The sequence below is a fragment of the Actinoplanes sp. NPDC051851 genome, assembly GCF_040681165.1.
GTDB lineage: Bacteria > Actinomycetota > Actinomycetes > Mycobacteriales > Micromonosporaceae > Actinoplanes.
The window spans coordinates 60,552-80,817 of record NZ_JBFAYF010000003.1 but is presented as its reverse complement, the minus strand read 5'-3'; the positions used below and the strand labels follow the sequence as shown (position 1 = coordinate 80,817).

17 protein-coding genes are annotated in these 20,266 nt (G+C 70.8%); 11 read left to right on the top strand and 6 right to left on the bottom strand.

Features of this window, described 5'->3' with window-relative positions; genetic code table 11:
- The first annotated feature begins 31 nt into the window (after nucleotides 1-31).
- A complete protein-coding gene (locus tag AB0M08_RS04445; RefSeq protein ID WP_364488249.1) occupies nucleotides 32-781 on the top strand; it encodes a DUF2071 domain-containing protein in 750 nt (249 codons plus the stop codon).
- A 207-nt stretch (nucleotides 782-988) separates the two neighbouring features.
- On the opposite strand, the gene AB0M08_RS04440 is transcribed toward AB0M08_RS04445, so the two are convergent.
- The gene (locus AB0M08_RS04440; RefSeq protein ID WP_364488246.1) at nucleotides 989-3,013 is read right to left on the bottom strand and encodes a PAS domain S-box protein; all 2,025 of its coding nucleotides are present in this window, start codon (nucleotides 3,011-3,013) and stop codon (nucleotides 989-991) included.
- Between the two features lie 223 nt (nucleotides 3,014-3,236).
- On the bottom strand, nucleotides 3,237-5,021 hold the full coding sequence (locus AB0M08_RS04435; RefSeq protein ID WP_364488940.1) for a 2-isopropylmalate synthase: 1,785 nt from the start codon (nucleotides 5,019-5,021) through the stop codon (nucleotides 3,237-3,239).
- A gap of 146 nt (nucleotides 5,022-5,167) precedes the next feature.
- Here AB0M08_RS04435 and AB0M08_RS04430 point away from each other — a divergent pair, with 146 nt between their 5' ends.
- The 4 genes from AB0M08_RS04430 to AB0M08_RS04415 all read left to right on the top strand — a co-directional run bounded on the left by AB0M08_RS04430 (nucleotide 5,168) and on the right by AB0M08_RS04415 (nucleotide 8,211).
- Nucleotides 5,168-5,857 carry an FCD domain-containing protein gene (locus tag AB0M08_RS04430; RefSeq protein WP_364488243.1) on the top strand — a complete coding sequence of 230 codons (690 nt, stop codon included), beginning with the start codon at nucleotides 5,168-5,170 and terminating at the stop codon, nucleotides 5,855-5,857.
- On the top strand, nucleotides 5,847-6,317 hold the full coding sequence (locus AB0M08_RS04425) for a hypothetical protein (RefSeq protein WP_364488240.1): 471 nt from the start codon (nucleotides 5,847-5,849) through the stop codon (nucleotides 6,315-6,317). The genes AB0M08_RS04430 and AB0M08_RS04425 overlap by 11 nt, the downstream gene beginning before the upstream one ends.
- A 131-nt stretch (nucleotides 6,318-6,448) precedes the next feature.
- On the top strand, nucleotides 6,449-7,153 hold the full coding sequence (araD, locus tag AB0M08_RS04420) for an L-ribulose-5-phosphate 4-epimerase AraD (protein WP_364488237.1): 705 nt from the start codon (nucleotides 6,449-6,451) through the stop codon (nucleotides 7,151-7,153).
- A gap of 242 nt (nucleotides 7,154-7,395) precedes the next feature.
- Complete coding sequence (locus AB0M08_RS04415; RefSeq protein ID WP_364488234.1) at nucleotides 7,396-8,211, top strand: DUF6518 family protein; 816 nt, start codon at nucleotides 7,396-7,398, stop codon at nucleotides 8,209-8,211.
- Between the two features lie 587 nt (nucleotides 8,212-8,798).
- Here AB0M08_RS04415 and AB0M08_RS04410 read toward each other — a convergent pair.
- The 3 genes from AB0M08_RS04410 to AB0M08_RS04400 all read right to left on the bottom strand — a co-directional run bounded on the left by AB0M08_RS04410 (nucleotide 8,799) and on the right by AB0M08_RS04400 (nucleotide 11,485).
- Nucleotides 8,799-9,101 carry a hypothetical protein gene (locus tag AB0M08_RS04410; protein WP_364488231.1) on the bottom strand — a complete coding sequence of 101 codons (303 nt, stop codon included), beginning with the start codon at nucleotides 9,099-9,101 and terminating at the stop codon, nucleotides 8,799-8,801.
- Nucleotides 9,102-9,261: 160 nt separating this feature from the next.
- On the bottom strand, nucleotides 9,262-10,056 hold the full coding sequence (locus tag AB0M08_RS04405; RefSeq protein ID WP_364488228.1) for a hypothetical protein: 795 nt from the start codon (nucleotides 10,054-10,056) through the stop codon (nucleotides 9,262-9,264).
- Between the two features lie 397 nt (nucleotides 10,057-10,453).
- Nucleotides 10,454-11,485 (bottom strand): LacI family DNA-binding transcriptional regulator, encoded by a 1,032-nt coding sequence (locus AB0M08_RS04400; RefSeq protein WP_364488225.1) that lies wholly within the window; start codon nucleotides 11,483-11,485, stop codon nucleotides 10,454-10,456.
- Between the two features lie 324 nt (nucleotides 11,486-11,809).
- Between AB0M08_RS04400 and AB0M08_RS04395 the strand changes: the two genes are divergently transcribed.
- From AB0M08_RS04395 to araA, 6 genes are all read left to right on the top strand, one after another.
- Nucleotides 11,810-12,787, top strand: a complete 978-nt coding sequence (locus AB0M08_RS04395) for an ABC transporter substrate-binding protein (protein WP_364488222.1) — start codon at nucleotides 11,810-11,812, stop codon at nucleotides 12,785-12,787.
- A gap of 69 nt (nucleotides 12,788-12,856) precedes the next feature.
- Nucleotides 12,857-14,383 (top strand): sugar ABC transporter ATP-binding protein, encoded by a 1,527-nt coding sequence (locus tag AB0M08_RS04390; RefSeq protein WP_364488219.1) that lies wholly within the window; start codon nucleotides 12,857-12,859, stop codon nucleotides 14,381-14,383.
- Nucleotides 14,380-15,396, top strand: coding sequence for an ABC transporter permease (locus tag AB0M08_RS04385; RefSeq protein WP_364488216.1), 1,017 nt, complete (start codon nucleotides 14,380-14,382; stop codon nucleotides 15,394-15,396). Before AB0M08_RS04390 ends, AB0M08_RS04385 begins: the two co-directional genes overlap by 4 nt.
- Nucleotides 15,393-16,406 carry a galactofuranose ABC transporter, permease protein YjfF gene (yjfF, locus tag AB0M08_RS04380; RefSeq protein WP_364488213.1) on the top strand — a complete coding sequence of 338 codons (1,014 nt, stop codon included), beginning with the start codon at nucleotides 15,393-15,395 and terminating at the stop codon, nucleotides 16,404-16,406. The genes AB0M08_RS04385 and yjfF overlap by 4 nt, the downstream gene beginning before the upstream one ends.
- A complete protein-coding gene (gene araB / locus AB0M08_RS04375; protein WP_364488210.1) occupies nucleotides 16,403-18,013 on the top strand; it encodes a ribulokinase in 1,611 nt (536 codons plus the stop codon). Before yjfF ends, araB begins: the two co-directional genes overlap by 4 nt.
- Nucleotides 18,010-19,491: an L-arabinose isomerase gene (araA, locus tag AB0M08_RS04370; RefSeq protein WP_364488207.1), complete on the top strand. Its 1,482-nt coding sequence runs from the start codon at nucleotides 18,010-18,012 to the stop codon at nucleotides 19,489-19,491. The genes araB and araA overlap by 4 nt, the downstream gene beginning before the upstream one ends.
- Here the strand turns inward: araA and AB0M08_RS04365 are convergent.
- Nucleotides 19,488-20,198, bottom strand: a complete 711-nt coding sequence (locus AB0M08_RS04365; RefSeq protein ID WP_364488204.1) for a laminin G domain-containing protein — start codon at nucleotides 20,196-20,198, stop codon at nucleotides 19,488-19,490. The two genes, araA and AB0M08_RS04365, sit on opposite strands and share 4 nt — an antisense overlap.
- Between the last annotated feature and the right edge of the window lie 68 nt (nucleotides 20,199-20,266).

Genomic DNA, 20,266 nt, shown 5'->3' with positions numbered 1-20,266 from the left:
CGCCATTCATCGATTCCTGTGGGGGCCCGACGTGGATGAGATCACGCCGCTGACCGTCCGCCCGGTCCGCCGTCCGCTGCTCCACCAGCGCTGGACCGACCTGGCGTTCCTGCACTGGGCGGCCGACCCCGCGCTGGTGGAGCCGCTGTTACCGGCGGGCACCCGGCCGGACCTCCTGGACGGTGTCACGTACGTCGGGCTGATCGGCTTCCGGATGGAGGGCGTCGGGTTCCTCGGCGGTCCGGGAGTGCCCTACCTCGGTACGTTCCTGGAGACCAACGTCCGGCTCTACAGTGTCGACGGGCAGGGGCGGCGGGCCGTGGTCTTCCTCTCGCTGGACGCGGAGCGGCTGATCCCGGTGCTGACCGCGCGGGCCACGCTGCGGTTGCCGTACATGTGGTCCCGGATGCGCCTGACCCGCGACGGCGACGTCCTGACCTACGAGTCCCGCCGCCGCTGGCCGTCCGGTCCTGCCCCGGCCGTCAGCCGGATGAGCGTCCGCGTCGGTGCGCCGATCGCCGAGCCGGCGCCGCTGGAGGACTTCGTCACCGCGCGCTGGGGGCTGCACACCACCGCCTGGGGTGGCACCCGGCACCTGGCGAACGAGCATCCCCGCTGGTCGCTGCGCCGCGCCGACCTGCTCGACCTCGACGACGGCCTGGTCGCCGCGGCCGGGCTTCCCGGGATCGAGGGTCCACCGGCGAGCGTCCTCTACTCGCCGGGCGTGCCGGTCACGTTCGGGCCGGTCCGGTCCCCGCACCCGGCCGCGAGGAAGCCGTAGTCCGAGGCGCGGACGGTGACCTCGACCGCCGTGCCCGCCGCCGACCCGGAAGACGCCGTACCCGCTCGCGTCGGCCGCCACCCGGTCCCGGTCGCTGTTCGGCGCCACGATCTGGACCGGCTCGCCGCACCGCGGTCACGTCGCAGAACCGGGCGTTCGTGGTCCAGGGCGCGGTGACGTCGTACGGGATCGATCCGTTCGGATGAACTAACGGGAAGCGCTGTTTCCTTTCTCGGCGTTCTCGGCGTTCTCGGCTTCCAGGATGAAGCGCGAACCGCCGCCCGGGTTCGGCTCGTACCGGATGTCGCCCTGGTTGGCGTGGGCGAGACCCCGCACGATGTAGAGCCCCAGTCCGGTGCCCTGCACGGTGGCCGCGTCCCGGTCGGCCCGGGCCAGCCGGTCGAAGAGGAGATCCCGGAAATCCTCCGGTACGCCCGCCCCGCCGTCCTCTACGGTGACCAGCACCCGGCCGTCCCGTTCGGCGATCCGGATCGCGATCGCGCCACCGCCGTACTTGGCCGCGTTGGAGAGCAGGTTCACCAGGATCTGCTGCAGGTGACCGGCCTGGAACAGCACCGCCGCGTCGCCGCCGTGCACCGGCAGCTCCTCGGCGTCGGCCGCGGCCAGTGCATGCCCGATCTCGGTACGCAGATCCAGGCGCCGCCGGTCGGCCCGGATCGTCCCGGCCTCCACGGTGACCATGGTCAGTACCTCGTGCGCGATGTTGTCGAGCCGCCCGGTCTGCCGCAGGATCGCCTCGATGGCCCGGCTCCGGCGCGCGTCGTCCAGCTCCCGCCAGTCGTCGGCGAGGATCTCGGCGTGCCCGCGGATCGCGGTCAGCGGGTTGCCGATCTCGTGGCCCAGCATGCCGATCAGATCCGACTTCAGATGGTTGGCGGCCTCCAGCGCGGCGGTCCGCTCGGCGATGGCGCGTTCCGTCGCGCGTACGGTGGTGACGTCGAGCAGTTGGACCACCGCCGTGGCCGGCCCCAGCTCGTCACTGATCACCGAGGTGTGCGCGGTGATGGTCAGCGGGGTGCCGTCCCGGTGCCGCAGCACCACCTCGCGCTCGCCGCGATGCCGCCGCCCGGACGCCAGGTCGTCGAGCGCCGCGTCCAGCTCCGGCGAGTCGCCGCCGATCAGGTCGGCGACGCGCAGGGTGGCGGTGGCCGCCGCGGGATAGCCGAAGAGCCGCCCGAACGCCGGGTTCGCCAGCGTGATCCGTCCCAGGTCGGGTTCGCGCAGTCCCATCACCATCTTGGCGATCGGGCTGTGGTCGAAGACCTCGGCGAAACCCTGCTCGCTCTGCGCCAGCCGTTCCATCGCGTCCAGCACCGTGGCCCGCTCGTGTTCCAGGGCCTGCACCGCCGCGGTCGCCCGGGCCAGCAGCTCCTGCCGGATCGCGGTCTCCTCGGCATGCCGGAGCGCCCCGCTGAGCGCGTCGGCGAGCAGGGTGAGCTGGTGCTCGTCCCCCTCGTCGAACGCCCCCGGCCGCCGGCTGCCGACGATCAGCACCCCGAACGGGTCCCCGCCGGCGGCCTGCAACGGCGCGACCACCAGCGACCGTGTTCCGGCGAACCGTGCCATCGCCCGATCCACCCGCGGATCGTCCTCGGTGTCGTCGCTGCGCAGTGTGACCCGCTCGGCGACGGCGAGCGCCGCGAAGTTCCCGCACAGCGGCAGCGGCGGCAGCGCCCGATCGGCCAGCCGCCCGGTCCCGGCCACCAGCCGCAGGCTGCCCCCGTCCGCGTCGACCAGCCGAACCGCCGCGCTGTCCCCGGCCGGTAGCACCTCCAGCGTCCGCCCGGCCATCATCCGCAGCACCGCCGCCCGGTCCCCGGCCACCGCGGTGATCTCCCGCTGCACCCCGATCGTGGTCCGCAGCCGGTCGGTCTCCCGCCGCGCCGCCACCGCCTCGGTCATGTCGGTGATCTCCACGACCAGGTACGGCCGCCCGCCCCGGTCCTCGACCCGCACCGCATGCCCGGACACCCACACCCGTGACCCGTCCCGCCGCGTGAGCTCCCGCTCGGCCAGCGCACCCTCGGTCAGCTGCGGCTGCGCGGCGCCCAGCAACTCCGCCCGGGCATATCCGAGCAGCGCACAGAACGCGTCGTTGACCTCGGTCAGGAGGCCGTCGGCATCGATCACCGCCTTTGCCGCCGGACTGCACGCGAAGGCCGCCGCCAGCAACGGCGGATCCTGGAGCAGTTCTACGGGCCCGGCACTCACCTCCGTCTCATCGGCCGGACGACCTCACACGTGAGCAGACCCGTCCGCCCCGCCCCGCCCTGCCCGCCCCGCCCTGCCCGCCCTGCCCGCCCCGCCCTGCTTGTCCGCCCTGCCCTGCTTGTCCGCCCTGCCCGCCCTGCCCTGCCCGTTCGCCCTGCCTGTCCGCCCCGCCTGGCGATACGGTTCGATGGGCCCGGGACGGCGGGCGCACTCGCCGTCTCCCTCAGGCGCGCGCCCTCGCCACCGCCGCCAGCACCGCCTGAACCGAAGCGGTCAGCACCGACGTGTCCCGCCCCGCGCCCCACCAGATCACCCCGTCGACGCGGCACTCCGCATAGGCCACCGCAGGGCTCTCCGGCCCGCTGCCCACCGAGTGCTGCGCGAAGCTCCGGATGTCGATCCCCAGCGCATCCGCCAGCGCCGCCAACGGCCCGTTCCCGACCCCCTCGACGGCGCCACCGACCACCACGCTGCTGCTGGCTGGCCTGCTGCCGTCGGCTGGCCCGCTGTCGTCGGCCGGCGCGTTGTTGCCAGCCGGCGCGCTGCTGCGGGCGGGTGTGGCCCTTCCGGCGGGCGCGCTGCTGCTGGCGGTGGGTGTGGCCCTGTCGGCTGGTGCGTTGCTGTCTTCGGCCGGCGCGCCGTGGAAGTGGTGCTCGCCCGGTGTGGTCTCCTCGGTGGTCCAGGCGGAGAGCACGGTGTGGCCGGGACGTACGTAGGTCTCGTCGAACAGCGCCAGCAACTCCCCGTGGCCCAGCTCCCGTCCGGTGGCGTCGGTGACCCGCTGGACCGCGCGGGCGAAGTCCGGGCGCATCGCCGGGGGCAGGTCGAGCCCGTGGTGGACCCGGAGCAGGTGCGCGATGCCGCCCTTGCCCGACTGCGAGTTGATCCGGATGACCTCCTCGTAGGTGCGTCCCACGTCGGCCGGGTCGATCGGGAGATAGGGCACCTCCCAGAACTCGCCGCCTCGCTCGGCCCGCTCGATGAGCCCCTTGGCGATGGCGTCCTGGTGCGTGCCGGAGAACGCCGTGTGGACCAGGTCCCCGCCGTACGGGTGACGGGGGTGCACCGGGATCCGGTTGCAGTGCTCGACCACCTCGCGGATCACGTCGATGTCCGAGAAGTCGATCATCGGGTTGACGCCCTGGGCGTAGAGGTTGAGTGCCAGCGTGACCAGGTCGACGTTGCCGGTCCGCTCGCCGTTGCCGAACAGGCACCCCTCGACCCGCTGCGCTCCGGCCAGCACCGCGAGCTCCGCGCACGCCACCCCGGTGCCCCGGTCGTTGTGCGGGTGCACCGAGAGGATCACCGCGTCCCGCCGCTCCAGGTGGCGGCTCATGTACTCGATCTGGTCGGCGTAGACGTTCGGCGTGGCGATCTCCACGGTGGCCGGCAGGTTGTGCACCACCGGGCGGTCCGGGCTCGCGTCCCAGAGCTCGGTCAGACCGTTGCAGATCTCCAGGACGTAGTCCGGCTCGGTGAGGTTGAAGACCTCCGGCGAGAACTCGAACCGCGCCGAGTCGGGTGCCCGCCGCATCACGTGGGTGGCCGACTCGCGGATCATCTTGTGCAGCTCGTCGCGGTCCCGCCCGAGCACCACGCTCCGCCAGGCCGGCGCGGTCGCCGTGTAGAGGTGGATCAGGGTGCGGGGGAGACCCGCGATCGACTCCACGGTCCGGTCGATCAGATCCTGCCGCGCCGCGGTGAAGACCGAGATCGTCACGTCGTCGGGGACGTCGCCGCTGGTGGCCAGGTGCCGCACGAAGTCGAAGTCGGTCTGGCTGGCCGACGGATAGCCGACCTCGATCTCCTTGAAGCCCATCGCGACCAGCAGGTCGAACATCCGCCGCTTCCGGGTGGTGTCCATCGGCTCGGCGAGCGCCTGGTTGCCGTCCCGCAGGTCGACCGGCACCCAGAGCGGGGCGGTCTCGAGGCGCCGCTGCGGCCAGGTGCGCGCGGTGAGCGGCAGGTCGACCCAGTCGTGGACCGCGCGATAGCGCCGGTGGGGCATCGCGCTGGGGCGTTGCGGGTTCCAGTGCGGCGCGCCGGCCGGGACCGGGCCCGCCGGGGTGCGCAGCGTGGGAAAGGTAGCCATGCCCGCAACGGTAGCCACTCCTCAGCTCCTCAGACAAGTTGAATTTCCGATAGGTTGACGGCATGCCGCTGGACGCCATCCGCCCGTCGCCCCTGGTCGAGCAGGCCACCGAGCGCCTGCGTGCGCAGATCACCGGCGGTGACTGGACCGTGGGCACCAAGCTGCCCGGCGAGACGACCCTGGCGCAGATGCTCGGGGTCGGCCGCTCCACCGTGCGGGAGGCGCTGCGCGCGCTCGCCGGCGCCGGGATGGTGCAGGCCCGGCACGGCTCCGGGGTCTTCGTCCTCGCCGCCGAGCCGGTCGAGGAGTGGTCGGTCAAACTGCGCCGGGCCGCGATCACCGACGTGTACGAGGTCCGGATGTTCGTCGAGGTCGGTGCCGCGCAGTTGGCCGCGACCCGCCGGAGCCACGGCGACCTGATCCGTCTGCGCGAGGCCCTCGAACGCCGCCGGGCCGCGGCGCTCGAGGGTGACGCCGCTTTCGTGGAGGCGGACATCGCCCTGCACGCGACCGTGGTGGAAGCCGCGCACAACCCGGTGCTGGACGGCCTGTTCACCGAGTTCGTCCCGGTGCTGCAGAAACGGTTGCTGGACCTGGTCGAGCTGCTCGGCCTGCGGGAACGCGACCCGAACAACGGCGACGCCGGCCACACCGCACTGGTCGACGCGATCGTCCGGCGCGACGCCGAGGGTGCCGCCCGGGTCCTCCGCGAGGAGTTGGAGCAGACCCTCGCACTGCTCCATGCGCTCTGAATTCCTTGCCATTCTCCAAACTGCCGGTAAACGACTGGCCGCTCACGGGCGGAATCGGCTAGAAGGACAGCAACCGGGTGGCCGCCGCGATCGCCCGGACGGACGGGCGATCGGGTACGTCGAGGCCTTCTGCGCCCGGGCCGACGAGCTGACCACCGCGCTCGTCGACGGCGTGGCGCCGGCCGACGCGGCCGCGGCGCGCACCGTGGAGCAGGCGATGTTCACCGGGACCGACCTTCGTCTCGAACTGGACTACCGGAACGCGTACGGTGGGGCCTATCCGATGGTGCAGGTCACCCACGAGGTGGTGTGTTGGGCCGGTACGCGGGAGCCGGCGCGGGGATTACTGGCGTACGCGTCCAGCGAGGCGGGCCAGGCGGCCGCCGTGCGGGCCGGGTACGCCCCACTGCCGGCGGCGCTGCGTGCCCGGGTGGCCGAGGCCGTGGCGGCGCTCGGTTGATCGCCAGTCGTGTTAACACTCACATCCGTGCTCAGATGATCAAATTCAGGCCTTTCGGGCTTTGAGGAGTGGGCCCGGGATCCAGTATGGTGAACGCTAACAACGTCGGTCGTCGAGCTTAGGATGGCGAAGTGACAGTCGGGTCGGAGGCCCTGCGCCAGGATGTGCTGCGGGCCAACCTGGTCATCCCCAAGGCCGGTCTCGCCCAGCTCACCTGGGGCAACGTCAGTGGTGTCGACCGCGAGGGCGGATTCTTCCTGATCAAGCCCTCCGGTGTCGCGTACGACGACCTGACCGCGGAGAAGCTGGTCCCCGTCGACCTCGAGACCGGCAAGGTCCTCGGCGGCGACCTGCGCCCGTCGGTGGACGCCGAGACGCACCGCGCCTTCTACCTGGCGTGGCCCTCGATCGGCGGCATCACCCACACGCACTCGACTCACGGCGTCGCGTTCGCCCAGGCCGACCGGGACATCCCGGTCCTCGGCACCACGCACGCCGACACGTTCAACGGCCCGGTCCCGGTCACCCGCGGCCTCACCGCCGACGAGTGCGCCCACGACTACGAGTGGAACACCGGCCAGGTCATCATCGAGACCATCGGCGACGACGAGGCCGCCGCCGCGATGCCCGCCGCGCTGGTCGCCAACCACGGCCCGTTCACCTGGGGCGCCACCCCGCAGAAGTCGGTCGAGCACGCCATCATCTGCGAGGCCGTCGCCGAGATGGCCCTGAAGACCCTGGCGCTCAACCCGAACGCGGCCACCCCCGCCCACCTGCAGGAGCGCCACTTCAAGCGTAAGCACGGCCCGGGCGCGTACTACGGCAACCCCCGCTAGACCTGATAGAGGCGCTCACACGTCCGGCTGCCTGGGACCGGTGTCGAACAGCGTGTGACGCGCCCTCTCCTCCAGGATGTCGCCACCCTTCCGGTGTTCTCTCTCATCCACCGGATGGAGGGCGACGTTCTGCCGGCCCGGGCGTGGCTGGGAGCTCGCCCGGGCCGGCCGCCACACTCTCTCCGCGGAGCTGTCGCCGTGCCCTGCTACCTTGGCGCGTCCCTCCGGCGGAAGGTTCCCCCGTGCCCGACCCCACGTCCGCCGTTCCCTCTGCCGTGACCGATTCCGATCCGGCTGCGGCCATCGATCCCGCTCCCGCGGCCGCTGTCGATCACGCCGGTGGGGCGCCGTCACGGTTCCGGCTCGCCGCGCCCGCAGTCGTCGTGCCCGTCGTGGTGTCCATCCTGCTGGCCGTACTGGCCTTCCTCGCCGACTCGGTCGACGGCGCTCCCGGACGGTTGATGACCGCGCTCACCAGCAGCGGTTTCGCCTGGGGCCTGGCCGCTTTCCTGACGGCTTTCTCCGCACCCACCCTGCGCCGCGCCGTGATCACCGCGACGGCGCTGCTGACCGCCACGACCCTCCTCTACTACCTGCTGATCCTGCTGGTCAGCCGCCGCTGGTCCGGCGGTTACCTGGAGGACGGCTCCTCCGCCGACATGTTCGGCCTCCTCTCGTTGGCCATCATGACGGCCGCCTGGCTGGTGGCCTCCCTGATCGCCGGCCCACTCTTCGCCGTACTCGGCCACGCGGTCCGCACCGCTCCCCGCCCCCGCGCCGCCCTCGCCCTCGGCACCGCATCCGGCCTCCTGCTGGCCCAGTCCGTCTACGAGATGGCCGCCGTCCCACCGTGGCGCTTCCCCGACATCCCCTTCTCCGACGGCGTCCTCCTCCCCGACATCACCCTCACCGTCCTCCCGCTCGCGGTCCTCGCGATCCTGGCCACCCTCCACCGCCTCTGGCCATCCTGGCCGCTTCTGATCACTTCCCTAGCCGCCGCATCGGCCATCGGCGCCACCCTCTGGTCCATCCCCAACACCATCGCCACCCTTCTTTAACCCCCTTCCCGGGTACGCCCCTGGCCAGCCCCGTTCCCGGAGGCGCCGCAGCCCCCCGTTCCTGTCGTTGTTCCGGGTCGGGATGGGGTTTCCCCGGGCGGAGTGGGCCCTGTCCGGCCGGCATTGATCGACATTCCATGATCAACTGCGGGGGCGATCTTCGCGGCTGGCGTTCACGGGTGTCTCAGCGGGCTTGAGTGACCTCTGGGCGCCAGCTTTCCCGGCGTGGCTGGCGTTCACGGGTCTCTCGGAGCGCCCGAGACACCCCGGAGCGCCAGCCCACCGCCCCGAGACACCCCGGATCGCCAGCCCACCACCCGGGGTGCCGCCCGGCCGTCCATGACCGAGCCTTGGCCGCCGGAGCCGCCGGAGCCGCCGGAGCCGCCGGAGCCGCCGGAGCCGCCGGAGCAGTCGGCTCCGACGTTCCGTGACGGCGAGTGTTCGGGTGGGCTCGTTGAGCATGCCCGGGTGGGCGCGAGTGCCGCCTGGGCGGGTATCCGAGGTGGCGGCGCGTCACAGCGGCGCGGCGAAGCGGTGGGTGGCGGCGCGGTGTTCGGCGGCGCGGCGAAGCGGTGGGAGGCGCCGTGTCACGCCGGATCGGCGAAGCGGCGGGCGATGGCGCGGTGTTCGGCGGCGGCGCGGGCAATGTCGGTGGCCGGGATGGTGATGCCGGGGGTGGGGCCCATCGTGACGATCTGCTCGGCGAAGCGGAGGTGCTGGGTGTGGGCGTGTTCGCGGCAGGCCAGGCAGGTGACGCTCTCCGGGCGGGTGGAGGTCATCGCGTACGGCACGCGCTTGCCGCAGCCGGCCGTCACCTCGGTGGGGAGTTCGCCGACCAGGCCGAAGACCGAGGCGGTGAGGTTGCGGACGGCCGCACGCGTGCTGGGCACGGAGGCCTCCACGTGAATGTGCGGATCCCCGTCGTTCACCCCGCCAGTCTCGCACGCCTCACGCCGGCCGGGACCCCACGACGCCCGCCGGGCCGCCGAAGGGGCGCGCCCCGTGACGCCGGGCAGCCGAAAGGGCGCGTGGCCCCGGCTGAGGGCGGCGTCAGCGGCGGACGGAGTGGGTCAGGTCGCGGAAGAGGGCCTGGACCCGCTGGCGGAGATTGGGTGGATCGGCGTCACGGGCGTTCGGGGCGGGGTCGGACGGGGCCGGCCGTGGCTGCGGCGTCCGGGCGTTGCGGGGCTGGCGGGCGTCGGGTGCGGGTGCCGGGGCGTTCGTGGGTGGGAGCGCCTCGGTGCGCGGGTGCGGGATCTCCCCGGCCGAGGGTGCGTGCCGATTGGCCGGGCCGCGAGGGGTGGTCGAGGAAGGCGGAGCGGGCGGCACCGACGACGACGTGCCGACGGCGGGGGAGGGCGACGTGCCGGCGGTGGCGGGGGAGGGCGACGACCCGGCGGTGGTGGGGGAGGGTGGCGCGCCGGGGGCGGCGGCGGACGGAGGGGCGAGAAGGGGCGGATGGTCGGGATGGTGCCAGGTGAAGCGGGACCCGGCGAGGGTCACCGTCTGGCCCGGGTAGCAGAGACCGGACTGGATGTCCTCCGGGGAAGGAGAATCCCACGAAGGGGAAGGGGAATCCGGCGAAGGGGAAGGGGAAGAGCCTGCCGACGGGGACGGGCCGTATTGGATCATCAGGGCGGTGATCGTGGCGGCGGCGTCGACGTGGACGGCCCAGACCTCGCCGTGGCCGGGGAGGCCGGTGCCGCGCGGGGTCAGGACCGTGGCGCGGCCGCGGAGGGGGATCGCCAGGGAACGGCCGGTCGGGGACGTGATGGCTAGGGTGCCGCAGAGACTGGGGTGCCGTCGGCGGCGCCACCATCCGGGGCCGCTGGATGCCGGGGTCATCAGCTCACCTGTCCTTTCAACGGGTCGAACGGGACCGGGACCAGGCGTGGTTCACACCGGACCGAAGGAGGTTCGGTCCGGCGGAGCCGCGTGCGGGGAGAGAGACCGTGTCGGGCGACGGCGAGAAGGCGCGCGGGCCGGCGGCAACCGGCGGGAGAGGTGCGCGTCGTAGGGGCAGGACGTCCGGTGCAAGAGCATCCGGACACCCCTCGGACTGTAGTGGCTACCCGCCGGCAAGAACCGGTTCATTCACCGGTCAGGGTGAGGTGAAAGTGAATTCCACACGGGATGACCAGGGCGTGAACGAACCGTCATGTCGCGGATCGGACGCAAGAGGGTGGATTCGGACGAGAGGGGGGTAGGCAGGAGTACGGGAGACCTCGGGGGAGGGAGGCGCTCATCGGTTCTTCCGTGGGGCGGTGCTCGTCCGCAGGATCAGGTCCGGGGCGACCACCACGTTCTCCGGCGGCGCGCCGTCGTCCGGGCGGCTCATGTGCCGCAGCAGCAGGGCGAGCGCGCGACGGCCCAGCTCGGCGAAGTCCTGGTGGACCGTGGTGAGCGGGGGCATGAAGTAGCCGGAGTCCGGCATGTCGTCGAAGCCGACCACGCTGACGTCCTCCGGTACGCGCCGCCCGTTCTCATGCATGGCGCGGAGCACGCCGAGCGCTATCCGGTCGTTGGCACAGAGGACCGCGGTGACCTCCGGGTCGGCGGCGAGCCGGCGGCCCTGCTCGTAGCCGGCGGCGGCGTCCCACCAGCCGGGGGTGACCGGGGGCACGACGGCGCCCGCGGCGTAGAGCGTCTCCCGCCAGCCGTCCACACGGGCCTGCGCCTCGGGCCAGTCCGGCGGTCCGGCGGCGTGGTGCACGGTGGCGTGTCCCAGGTCCAGCAGGTGCCGGGTGGCGAGCCGGGCTCCGGCGGCGTTGTCCACGCGTACGGTGGGAAACTGATCGAAGCCGGACCCCGCACCGGAGGCCGGACCCACCACGGGGTTGGCTCCTCCGACGGCGACGCAGGCGAGCCCGGCGGGCGCGTGGGTGAGCGCCGTGATCACCGCCGGCTTGGGCGCGATGGCGATTATCCCGTCCACGTCGTGCTGGGCGAGACGGTCCATCGCCTCCCGGACCGGGCGGTGGGAGAGCTCGCGGACGGTGGCGACGCTGACCAGGTATCCGGCGCCGCGGGCCGCGCTCTCGATGCCGTAGAGCATCGACTCGGGTCCGAAGAGGGTGGTCTCGAAGCCGATGATGCCGAGGGTGTGCGACTCGCGGGTGGCGAGGGTGCGCGCGGCGAGGTTGCGCCGGTAGTTGAGGGAGCGCATGGCCGCCAGTACACGCTCCCGCGTCTCGGCGCGCACGTTGGGATGGTCGTTGACGACCCGGGAGACGGTCTGATGCGAGACCCCGGCCAGCTTCGCGACGTCGCGCATGACGGTGCCCCGCTCCTTGCCGGCTCGTGGCCGGGGGGCGGGTGCAGGCGGCTGGGCTGCCGGTTCGGTGTCCGGCGCCGGGTCAGAGGTCGGCATTGGACGATATCTAGCAGGTGACGGTCCGGTCGCAGCGGGTGAAACCGCCGTTCTTGCAACCTTCCTGAAACAACGATCCTGATCTCTTGACGACCACGATGAGAACGGTAACACTCACGAAACGCAATCTGTGACACCGGTCGCAGGTTCACGGCGATCTCTGCGGTGACAGCGCTGAACGCTGCCCGCTTCTCATTTTGTGAACGGTAACAGTTCGGGAGGTTTGAAGTGCGCGTGAAGATGATCGCGGCGGCGGTGACGGGCCTGCTGGCCGTGTCGGCGCTCTCCGCTTGTGGTGGTGGCGACGACAGCGCCTCGGGCGACGACGGCCAGATCGTCCTCGGTTTCTCGCAGGTCGGCGCCGAGAGTGGTTGGCGTACCGCCAACACCAAGGACATTCAGGAGCAGGCGGCCGCGGCCGGCATCAAGCTCCAGTTCTCCGACGCCCAGGGCAAGCAGGAGAACCAGATCACGGCGATCCGCAGCTTCATCACCCAGGGCGTGGACGTCATCGCGTTCTCCCCGGTGGTGACCTCCGGCTGGGACGCCGTCCTCAAGGAGGCCAAGGACGCCGGCATCCCGGTGATCCTGACCGACCGCGCGGTGGACTCGACCGACACCACGCTCTACAAGACCTTCCTCGGCTCGGACTTCGTCAAGGAGGGCAAGGAGGCCGGCGACTGGCTGGTCAAGGAGGAGGCGAGCGCGACCGGACCGGTCAACGTCGTCGAGCTCCAGGGCACCACGGGCTCCGCGCCGGCGATCGACCGGCAGAAGGGCTTCGCCGAGGCCATCGCGGCGAACCCGAACATCAAGATCGTCAAGTCGCAGACCGGTAACTTCACCCGGGCCGAGGGCAAGACGACCATGGAGGGCTTCCTCCAGTCCGTCAAGGACATCGACGTGCTCTACGCGCACAACGACGACATGGGTCTCGGCGCGATCGAGGCGATCGAGGCGGCCGGCAAGAAGCCCGGCACCGACATCAAGATCATCACGGTCGACGCGGTCAAGGACGGCATGACGGCGCTCTCCGAGGGCAAGATCAACTACATCGTGGAGTGCTCGCCGCTGCTCGGTACCCAGCTGATGGACCTGGTCAAGAAGGTCCACGCCGGCGAGACGGTGGAGACCCGGGTCCTCACCGAGGAGACCACCTTCACCCAGGAGCAGGCGAAGGAAGCCCTGCCGAACCGCAAGTACTGATAGATGCCCCGCGGGTCGCCCCGGCCACACGGCCGGGGCGACCCGTTAAAGCGCGAAACGGAGCCACGCATGGGCGCGCAGTCCCCGGTCCTCGAGATGACCGGGATCAGAAAAGTCTTCCCCGGCGTCGTCGCCCTCGACGGCGTCGATTTCCGGTTGTTCCCGGGTGAGGTGCACGCCCTGATGGGCGAGAACGGCGCCGGCAAGTCCACCCTGATCAAGGTGCTGACCGGCGTGTACGACATCGACGGCGGCGACATCAGGCTCGGCGGCGAGACGGTCCGGATCGGCGGTCCCCTCCAGGCGCAGCAGGCCGGCATCAGCACGGTCTACCAGGAGGTCAACCTCTGCACCAACCTCACGGTCGCGGAGAACATCTTCATCGGCCGGGAGCCGCGGACCTTCGGCAAGATCCGGTGGGGCGTCATGCGCAAGCGCGCCGCCGAGCTGCTCGCCGGGCTCGACCTCGACCTCGACGTCTCGGCGCCGCTGAACACATACTCCCTCGCCATCCAGCAGATGGTCGCCATCGCGCGGGCCATCGACATCTCCGCGCGGGTCCTCATCCTCGACGAGCCGACCTCCAGCCTGGACGCCTCCGAGGTGGAGCAGCTCTTCACGGTGATGCGCCGCCTCAAGGAGGACGGCGTGGCGATCCTCTTCGTCTCGCACTTCCTCGACCAGATCTACGAGATCTCCGACCGGCTCACCGTGCTGCGCAACGGTCAGCTGATCGGCGAGTTCGAGACCGAAGAGCTTCCCCAGGTACGCCTCGTCGAGAAGATGATCGGCAAGGACCTGGAGACACTGGAGGGTCTGGAGGACAAGGCACAGCGCTCGCGTGCCAGGACGGCCGAGGCGAAGCCGATCCTCGAGGCGAAGGGAGTCGGCCGGACGGGAGCGATCGCCCCGTTCGACCTGACCATCCACGCCGGCGAGGTGGTCGGACTGGCCGGGCTGCTCGGGTCCGGGCGTACCGAACTCGCCCGTCTGCTCTTCGGTGCCGACAAGGCCGACACCGGCGAGATGGCCGTCGACGGCAAGCAGGTCAACCTGCGGGACCCGCAGATCGCGATGAAGAAGGGGATCGCCTTCTCCTCGGAGAACCGGCGTACCGAGGGCATCATCGGCGACCTGAGCGTCCGGGAGAACATCATCCTGGCGCTGCAGGCCTCGCGTGGCTGGACCCGCCCGATCCCGCGCCGCAAGCAGGACGAGATCGTCGACAAGTACATCAAGGCGCTGCAGATCCGGCCGGCCGACCCGGAGCGCCCGGTCCGCAACCTCTCCGGCGGCAACCAGCAGAAGGTGCTGCTGGCCCGCTGGCTGATCACCGAGCCACGGCTCCTGATCATCGACGAGCCGACCCGGGGCATCGACGTCGGCGCCAAGGCCGAGATCCAGAAGCTGGTCGCCGAGCTCTCCGACGGTGGGATGGCGGTGCTCTTCGTCAGCGCCGAGCTGGAGGAGGTCCTCCGGCTCAGCCACAAGATCGCCGTGCTCCGCGACCGCCGCCTGGTCGAGGAGCTGGAGAACACCGCGGACGTGGACGCCGACCGCATCATGCAGACCATCGCCAGCGGAGCAAGCTCATGACCATCCTCAAGAACCGGCTGTTCTGGCCGGCCGCCATCCTGCTGGTGTTGCTGGTCGTCAACGTGTTCGCGTCGAACCAGTTCATCACCATCCAGGACGGGCACCTCTTCGGTACGCTCCCCGACATCCTGCGCGGCAGCGCCCCGCTGATCCTGGTGGCGCTCGGCATGACCCTGGTGATCGCCACCGGCGGTATCGACCTCTCGGTCGGCTCGGTGATGGCGATCTCCGGCGCGGTGGCCTGCCTGCTGATCAAGGACCTCAGCGACCAGAACGCGGTCGGCGCGGTGCTGCTCATCGTCGCGATCGCGATCGCCGTCTCGGCGGTGCTCGGCGCGTGGAACGGCTCGCTGGTCGCGCTCGTCGGCATCCAGCCGATCATCGCCACGCTGATCCTGATGGTGGCCGGCCGTGGCCTGGCCCAGCTCGTCACCGACGGCCAGATCATCAACGTGCAGTCCAGCCCGTACGCGACCATCGCCACCGGCTTCTTCCTGACGCTGCCGGTGGCGTTCCTGATCGCGATGGCCGCGGTGGCGCTGACCGGTCTGCTCACCCGGCGGACCGCGCTCGGCCTGTTGCTGGAGTCGGTCGGCGGCAGCCCGGCGGCGAGCCGTCTGGCCGGCATCCGGGCCCGGCGGATCACCATCATGGTGTACGTGGTCTCTGGCGCCTTCGCCGGACTGGCCGGCCTGATCTACAGCGCCAACATCAAGAGCGCGGACAGCATCTACGCCGGCAACCTGATCGAGCTGGACGCCATCCTCGCCGTGGTGATCGGCGGCACCGCGCTGATCGGCGGCCGCTTCTCGATCATCGGCTCGGTCCTCGGCGCGATCCTGATCCAGACGCTCACCGTGACCGTCGTCAACGTCGGCGTACCGAGCAAGGCCACGCTGCTCTTCAAGGCGGTCGTGGTGGTCGCGCTCTGCCTGTCCCAGTCCCTGGAGTTCCGGCAGAAGGTCTTCGGCCGCTTCAAGAGGCCCGCCGCCCGAGTAGAGGTTCCCGCATGACCGCCGTCGACATGACCCCCGTGACGAACAAGAACGTCAACCCCCGGCGCCGCGTCTACCGGCCGAACACCAAGTACATCCCGATCCTGGCGACGCTGGCCCTGCTGATCATCATGTACTGCAGCGCGGTGTCGAACTACGACGGCTTCAGCCAGCCGCGCGTGGTGGTCAACCTGTTCCGGGACAACGCGGTGCTGCTCGTGGTCGCGGTCGGGATGACCTTCGTGATCATCACGGGCGGCATCGACCTCTCGGTCGGCGCGGTCATCTCGCTCACCACCACGCTCACCGCGACGCTGCTGCAGGGCGGCTGGCCGCCCCTGGTCGTGCTGCCGCTGGTGCTGCTGCTCGGCGCGCTGCTCGGCGCCGGGATGGGCGCGGTGATCCACTTCTTCAAGGTGGAGCCCTTCATCGCCACCCTGGCCGGGCTCTTCCTGGCGCGAGGGCTGGCGCTGTTCATCAACCAGAACTCCATCCCGATCCGGGACGGCCTCTGGACGACGCTCTCCGAGTGGCACCTGGTTCTCGGCCCGCGGGTCTACACCACGATGACCGCGCTCACCGCGGTGACCGTGGTGCTGATCGCCGCCGCGGTGCTGGCCTGGACCCGGTTCGGCCGCAACGTGTACGCGATCGGCGGCAGCGCCGACTCCGCCCTGCTGATGGGCCTGCCCGTGGGCCGGACGCGGATCCTCGTCTACACGCTGAGCGGCTTCTGCGCGGCGCTCGGCGGGGTGCTCTTCAGCATCAACTCCACCTCCGGCTGGGCTCTGCAGGGCAACGGGCTGGAGCTGGACGCGATCGCCGCCTGCGTGATCGGCGGCGTGCTGCTGACCGGCGGATCCGGCTACGTCTTCGGCGCGCTGCTCGGCGTGCTGGTCACCGGCCTGATTCAGACGATCATCACGTTCCAGGGCGATCTCAACGCGGCCTGGACCCGGATCATCATCGGCGTTCTTCTCTTCGGTTTCATCGTCATGCAACGGTTGGTGACGAGGAGAGCCAAATGACATACGCCGTCGGGGTCGACTACGGCACGCTGTCCGGGCGTGCCGTGGTCGTCCGGGTCGGGGACGGAGCCGAACTGGGGAGCGCCGTCCACGCGTACCGCCACGGCGTGATCGAGCGGACCCTGCCGGCGACGGGGGAGACCCTGCCGCCGGACTGGGCGCTGCAGGATCCGGAGGACTATCTCGACGTCCTCCGGACCGCGGTCCCCGAGGCGGTCGCGGCGGCGGGGATCGACCCGTCCGCGGTGATCGGGATCGGGATCGACGTCACCTCGTGCACGGTGCTGCCCGTGCTCCGGGACGGCACCCCGCTGTGCCGTCTCCGGCCGGGTAGCCGGCATGCGTACGTCAAACTCTGGAAGCATCACGCCGCACAGGCGCAAGCGGACCGGATGACCGAGATCGCGCAGCGCCGGGGTGAGCCGTGGCTGGGGCGCTACGGCGGCCGGATCTCTTCGGAGTGGCTGCTGCCGAAGGCGCTGCAGGTCCTCGACGAGGATCCGGCGACCTGGGCGGCGACCGAGCGCTGGATCGAGGCGGCGGACTGGATCGTCTGGCAGTTGTGCGGCCGGGAGACGAGGAGTGCCGGCACCGCGGGCTATAAAGGGATATTTCAGGACGGCGCCTATCCGTCCCGGGGCTATCTCACCGCGCTGAACCCCGCGTTCGCCGCGATCACCTCCAAGATCGACGGCCCGGTCGCGCCGCTGGGCGCCACGGCGGGCAATCTCACGAAAAATGCGGCAGAAATGACCGGCCTGCCCGAAGGAATCCCCGTCGCCGTCGGCAACATCGACGCCCATGTCACCAACGCGGCCGCGAAGGCCCTCGACCCGGGTCAACTGCTGGCGATCATGGGCACCTCCACCTGCCACGTGATCAACAGCCCGGAAATATCCGAAATTCCGGGCATGTGCGGCGTGGTGGACGGCGGCGTGATCGATGGGCTCTACGGCTACGAGGCCGGTCAGAGCGGCGTCGGCGACATCTTCCACTGGTACGTGACCACAACCGGTCAGACCCACGAGCAGCTGACCGAGAAAGCCGCCCGGCAGCCGGTCGGCGCGCACGGACTGGTCGCCCTCGACTGGCTCAGCGGCAACCGCTCCGTCCTCGTCGACCACCACCTCTCCGGCCTGATCGTCGGCCTGACGCTGGCGACCGAGCCGCACGAGATCTACCGGGCACTGATCGAATCCACCGCCTTCGGCGCCCGCAAGATCGTGGAAAGCTACGAGAAGGGCGGCATCCCCGTCACCGAGTTCATCGTCGCCGGCGGCCTGAAGCGCAACGACCTGGTCATGCGCGTCTACGCCGACGTCCTGAACCGCCCGATCAGCGTCGCCCCCTCCGAGCAGGCCCCGGCCCTCGGCTCCGCGATCCACGCCGCGGTCGCCGCCGGCGCCTACCCCGGTGTCCGCGAGGCGGCCGCCGTGATGGGCCGCCTGGAGAAGGACGTGTACCACCCGGACCCGGCGAACACCGCCGTGTACGACCAGCTGTACGCCGAGTACGACCGTCTGCACGAGCAGTTCGGCGTCCTCGACACGATGTCCCACCGCTTGCGGCGCATCCGCGACGCCGCACTCTCGCAGGAGGTCCCATGAGTGACGGGCAGATCTGGTTCCTGACCGGGAGCCAGGGGCTCTACGGTCCGGAGACGCTGGATCAGGTCGCCTCGCAGTCCCGCGAGATCGCCGATCAGCTCGACCGGCAGCTCGACGCCGAGGTGATCTGGCAGCCGGTGCTGACCAGCGCCGAGCAGATCCTCGACGTCTGCCGCCGGGCGTCGTCGACGCCGGGCGTGCTCGGCGTGATCACCTGGATGCACACGTTCTCCCCGGCCAAGATGTGGATCGCCGGCCTGGACGCGCTCCGGGCCCCGCTGCTGCACCTGCACACCCAGCACAACGTGGCGCTGCCCTGGTCCGAGATCGACATGGACTTCATGAACCTCAACCAGGCCGCGCACGGCGACCGGGAGTTCGGGTTCATCGAGGCCCGGCTCGGGGTGCCGCGCAAGACGGTGGCCGGGCACGTCTCGAACCCGGCGGTGGTGAGCCGGATCGCCACCTGGGTGCGGGCGGCGCGCGGCTACTCCGCGATGCGCACCCTGAAGCTGGCCCGCTTCGGCGACAACATGCGCGACGTGGCGGTGACCGAGGGGGACAAGGTCGAGGCGCAGCTGCGCTTCGGCGTCTCGGTGAACACCTATGGGGTCAACGACCTGGTCGCCGTGGTGGACCAGGTGACCGACGCCGAGATCGACAAGCTCGTATCCGAATACTCCGACATTTACGAAATCTCGGATGAACTCAAGAATGGGCGAGCCGACTCCCTCCGCTACGGTGCCAGGATCGAGATCGGACTCCGCCAGTTCCTCACCGCCGGGGGCTTCAAGGCCTTCACGAGCAACTTCGAGGACCTCGGCGGCCTGAGGCAGCTGCCGGGACTCGCCGTCCAGCGCCTGATGGCCGACGGCTACGGCTTCGGCGGCGAGGGCGACTGGAAGACCTCGGTCCTGGTGCACACGCTCAAGGCGATGGTCCCGGGCGGCGCCACCTCCTTCATGGAGGACTACACCTACGACCTCACCCCGGGCAACGAGGTGATCCTCGGCGCGCACATGCTCGAGGTCTGCCCGTCGATCGCCGCCGGTACGCCGAAGCTGGAGATCCACCCGCTCGGCATCGGCGGCCGGGAGGACCCGGTCCGGCTGGTCTTCGACGCGGCGCCCGGCAAGGCGATCGTTCTCGGTCTCGCCGACCTGGGGGAGCGCTTCCGCCTGGTCGCCAACGAGATCGAGGTGGTCCCGCCGACCGCGCCGCTGCCGAAGCTGCCGGTCGCCCGGGCGGTCTGGAAGCCGGCCCCGTCGCTCTCCACCTCGGCCGAGTGCTGGCTGACCGCGGGCGGCCCGCACCACACCGTGCTCTCCTCGGCGGTGGGCGCGGAGGAGCTGGCCGACCTCGCCGACATGGTCGGCACCGAGCTGCTGCTGATCGACGCGGACACCACCACGCGCCAGTTCACCAAGGAGGTCCGCTGGAACCAGGCCTATCACCGCCTGGCCCGCGGTTTCCGCTAGAACTCGGCATCGGCGACCTGGATGGTCACGTAGTCCAGGTCGCCGGCGTAGTAGTCACACCCCACGACCTTCTGGTCGCACTGCGACTTGCCGCCGATCGAGAGCGGCCAGTGGTTGGCGATGTACCCGGTCCAGCCCTTCTTCCCGGCGACCCGCTGGCCGTCGATCGCGAGCGCCACCCCGGTGCGCACCCGTACGCAGGTCACCACGTGCCAGTCGCCGTCGTTGATGCTGTACGGCGCCACCGTCTCGATCGTCCCCCGGTCACCGCGGAACACGCACTCCACCCTGCCGTTCGGGATCTGGAGCTTGAAATTGCCGCCCGCGACGGTCGCCTGTCCTTTCTGAATGATGTTGCCGAAGTGGTTCGTCGTCCGCAGACGGAGCGTGACCGAGAAGTCCCGATCGCCGGGGTTCAGTGCGGGATGGTCCGGCACCACCACGAGATGATCAGGATGGGTCGGCGGGGTGTCCGGCTGCAGCCGTGTGAACCGGTACCCGACGTCCATGCCGTTCGTCACCCCGGTGCCCACCTCGGGGCCGATCCGCCCGTCAAGGCCGTGTCCGCTGACGTCCAGCATCTGGGTCGCGCCCGGCGGCTCGTTCATGTCCCAGTAGGCGATTTCGGTCGTGACGGCGAGTGTCGGCGCCGGTGGCGCGATCAGCAGAGCGGTCAGGGCGGTGCCCAGCGCGCGGCGTTTTCCCATATTTTCGTCCTCGGAGGCGCGGTGCGGAATCGTACCGAGAGTAATGGGCGATTTCTCCTATTAGTCCG

Coding starts and splice junctions, on each gene's coding strand:
- AB0M08_RS04425 (WP_364488240.1), top strand. CDS start 5,847: ATGCGCTCTGAATTCCTTGCCATTCTCCAAACTGCCGGTAAACGACTG.
- araB (WP_364488210.1), top strand. CDS start 16,403: ATGACATACGCCGTCGGGGTCGACTACGGCACGCTGTCCGGGCGTGCC.
- AB0M08_RS04405 (WP_364488228.1), bottom strand. CDS start 10,056: ATGACCCCGGCATCCAGCGGCCCCGGATGGTGGCGCCGCCGACGGCAC.
- AB0M08_RS04390 (WP_364488219.1), top strand. CDS start 12,857: ATGGGCGCGCAGTCCCCGGTCCTCGAGATGACCGGGATCAGAAAAGTC.
- AB0M08_RS04430 (WP_364488243.1), top strand. CDS start 5,168: ATGCCGCTGGACGCCATCCGCCCGTCGCCCCTGGTCGAGCAGGCCACC.
- AB0M08_RS04385 (WP_364488216.1), top strand. CDS start 14,380: ATGACCATCCTCAAGAACCGGCTGTTCTGGCCGGCCGCCATCCTGCTG.
- yjfF (WP_364488213.1), top strand. CDS start 15,393: ATGACCGCCGTCGACATGACCCCCGTGACGAACAAGAACGTCAACCCC.
- araA (WP_364488207.1), top strand. CDS start 18,010: ATGAGTGACGGGCAGATCTGGTTCCTGACCGGGAGCCAGGGGCTCTAC.
- AB0M08_RS04365 (WP_364488204.1), bottom strand. CDS start 20,198: ATGGGAAAACGCCGCGCGCTGGGCACCGCCCTGACCGCTCTGCTGATC.
- AB0M08_RS04435 (WP_364488940.1), bottom strand. CDS start 5,021: ATGCCCCACCGGCGCTATCGCGCGGTCCACGACTGGGTCGACCTGCCG.
- AB0M08_RS04400 (WP_364488225.1), bottom strand. CDS start 11,485: ATGCGCGACGTCGCGAAGCTGGCCGGGGTCTCGCATCAGACCGTCTCC.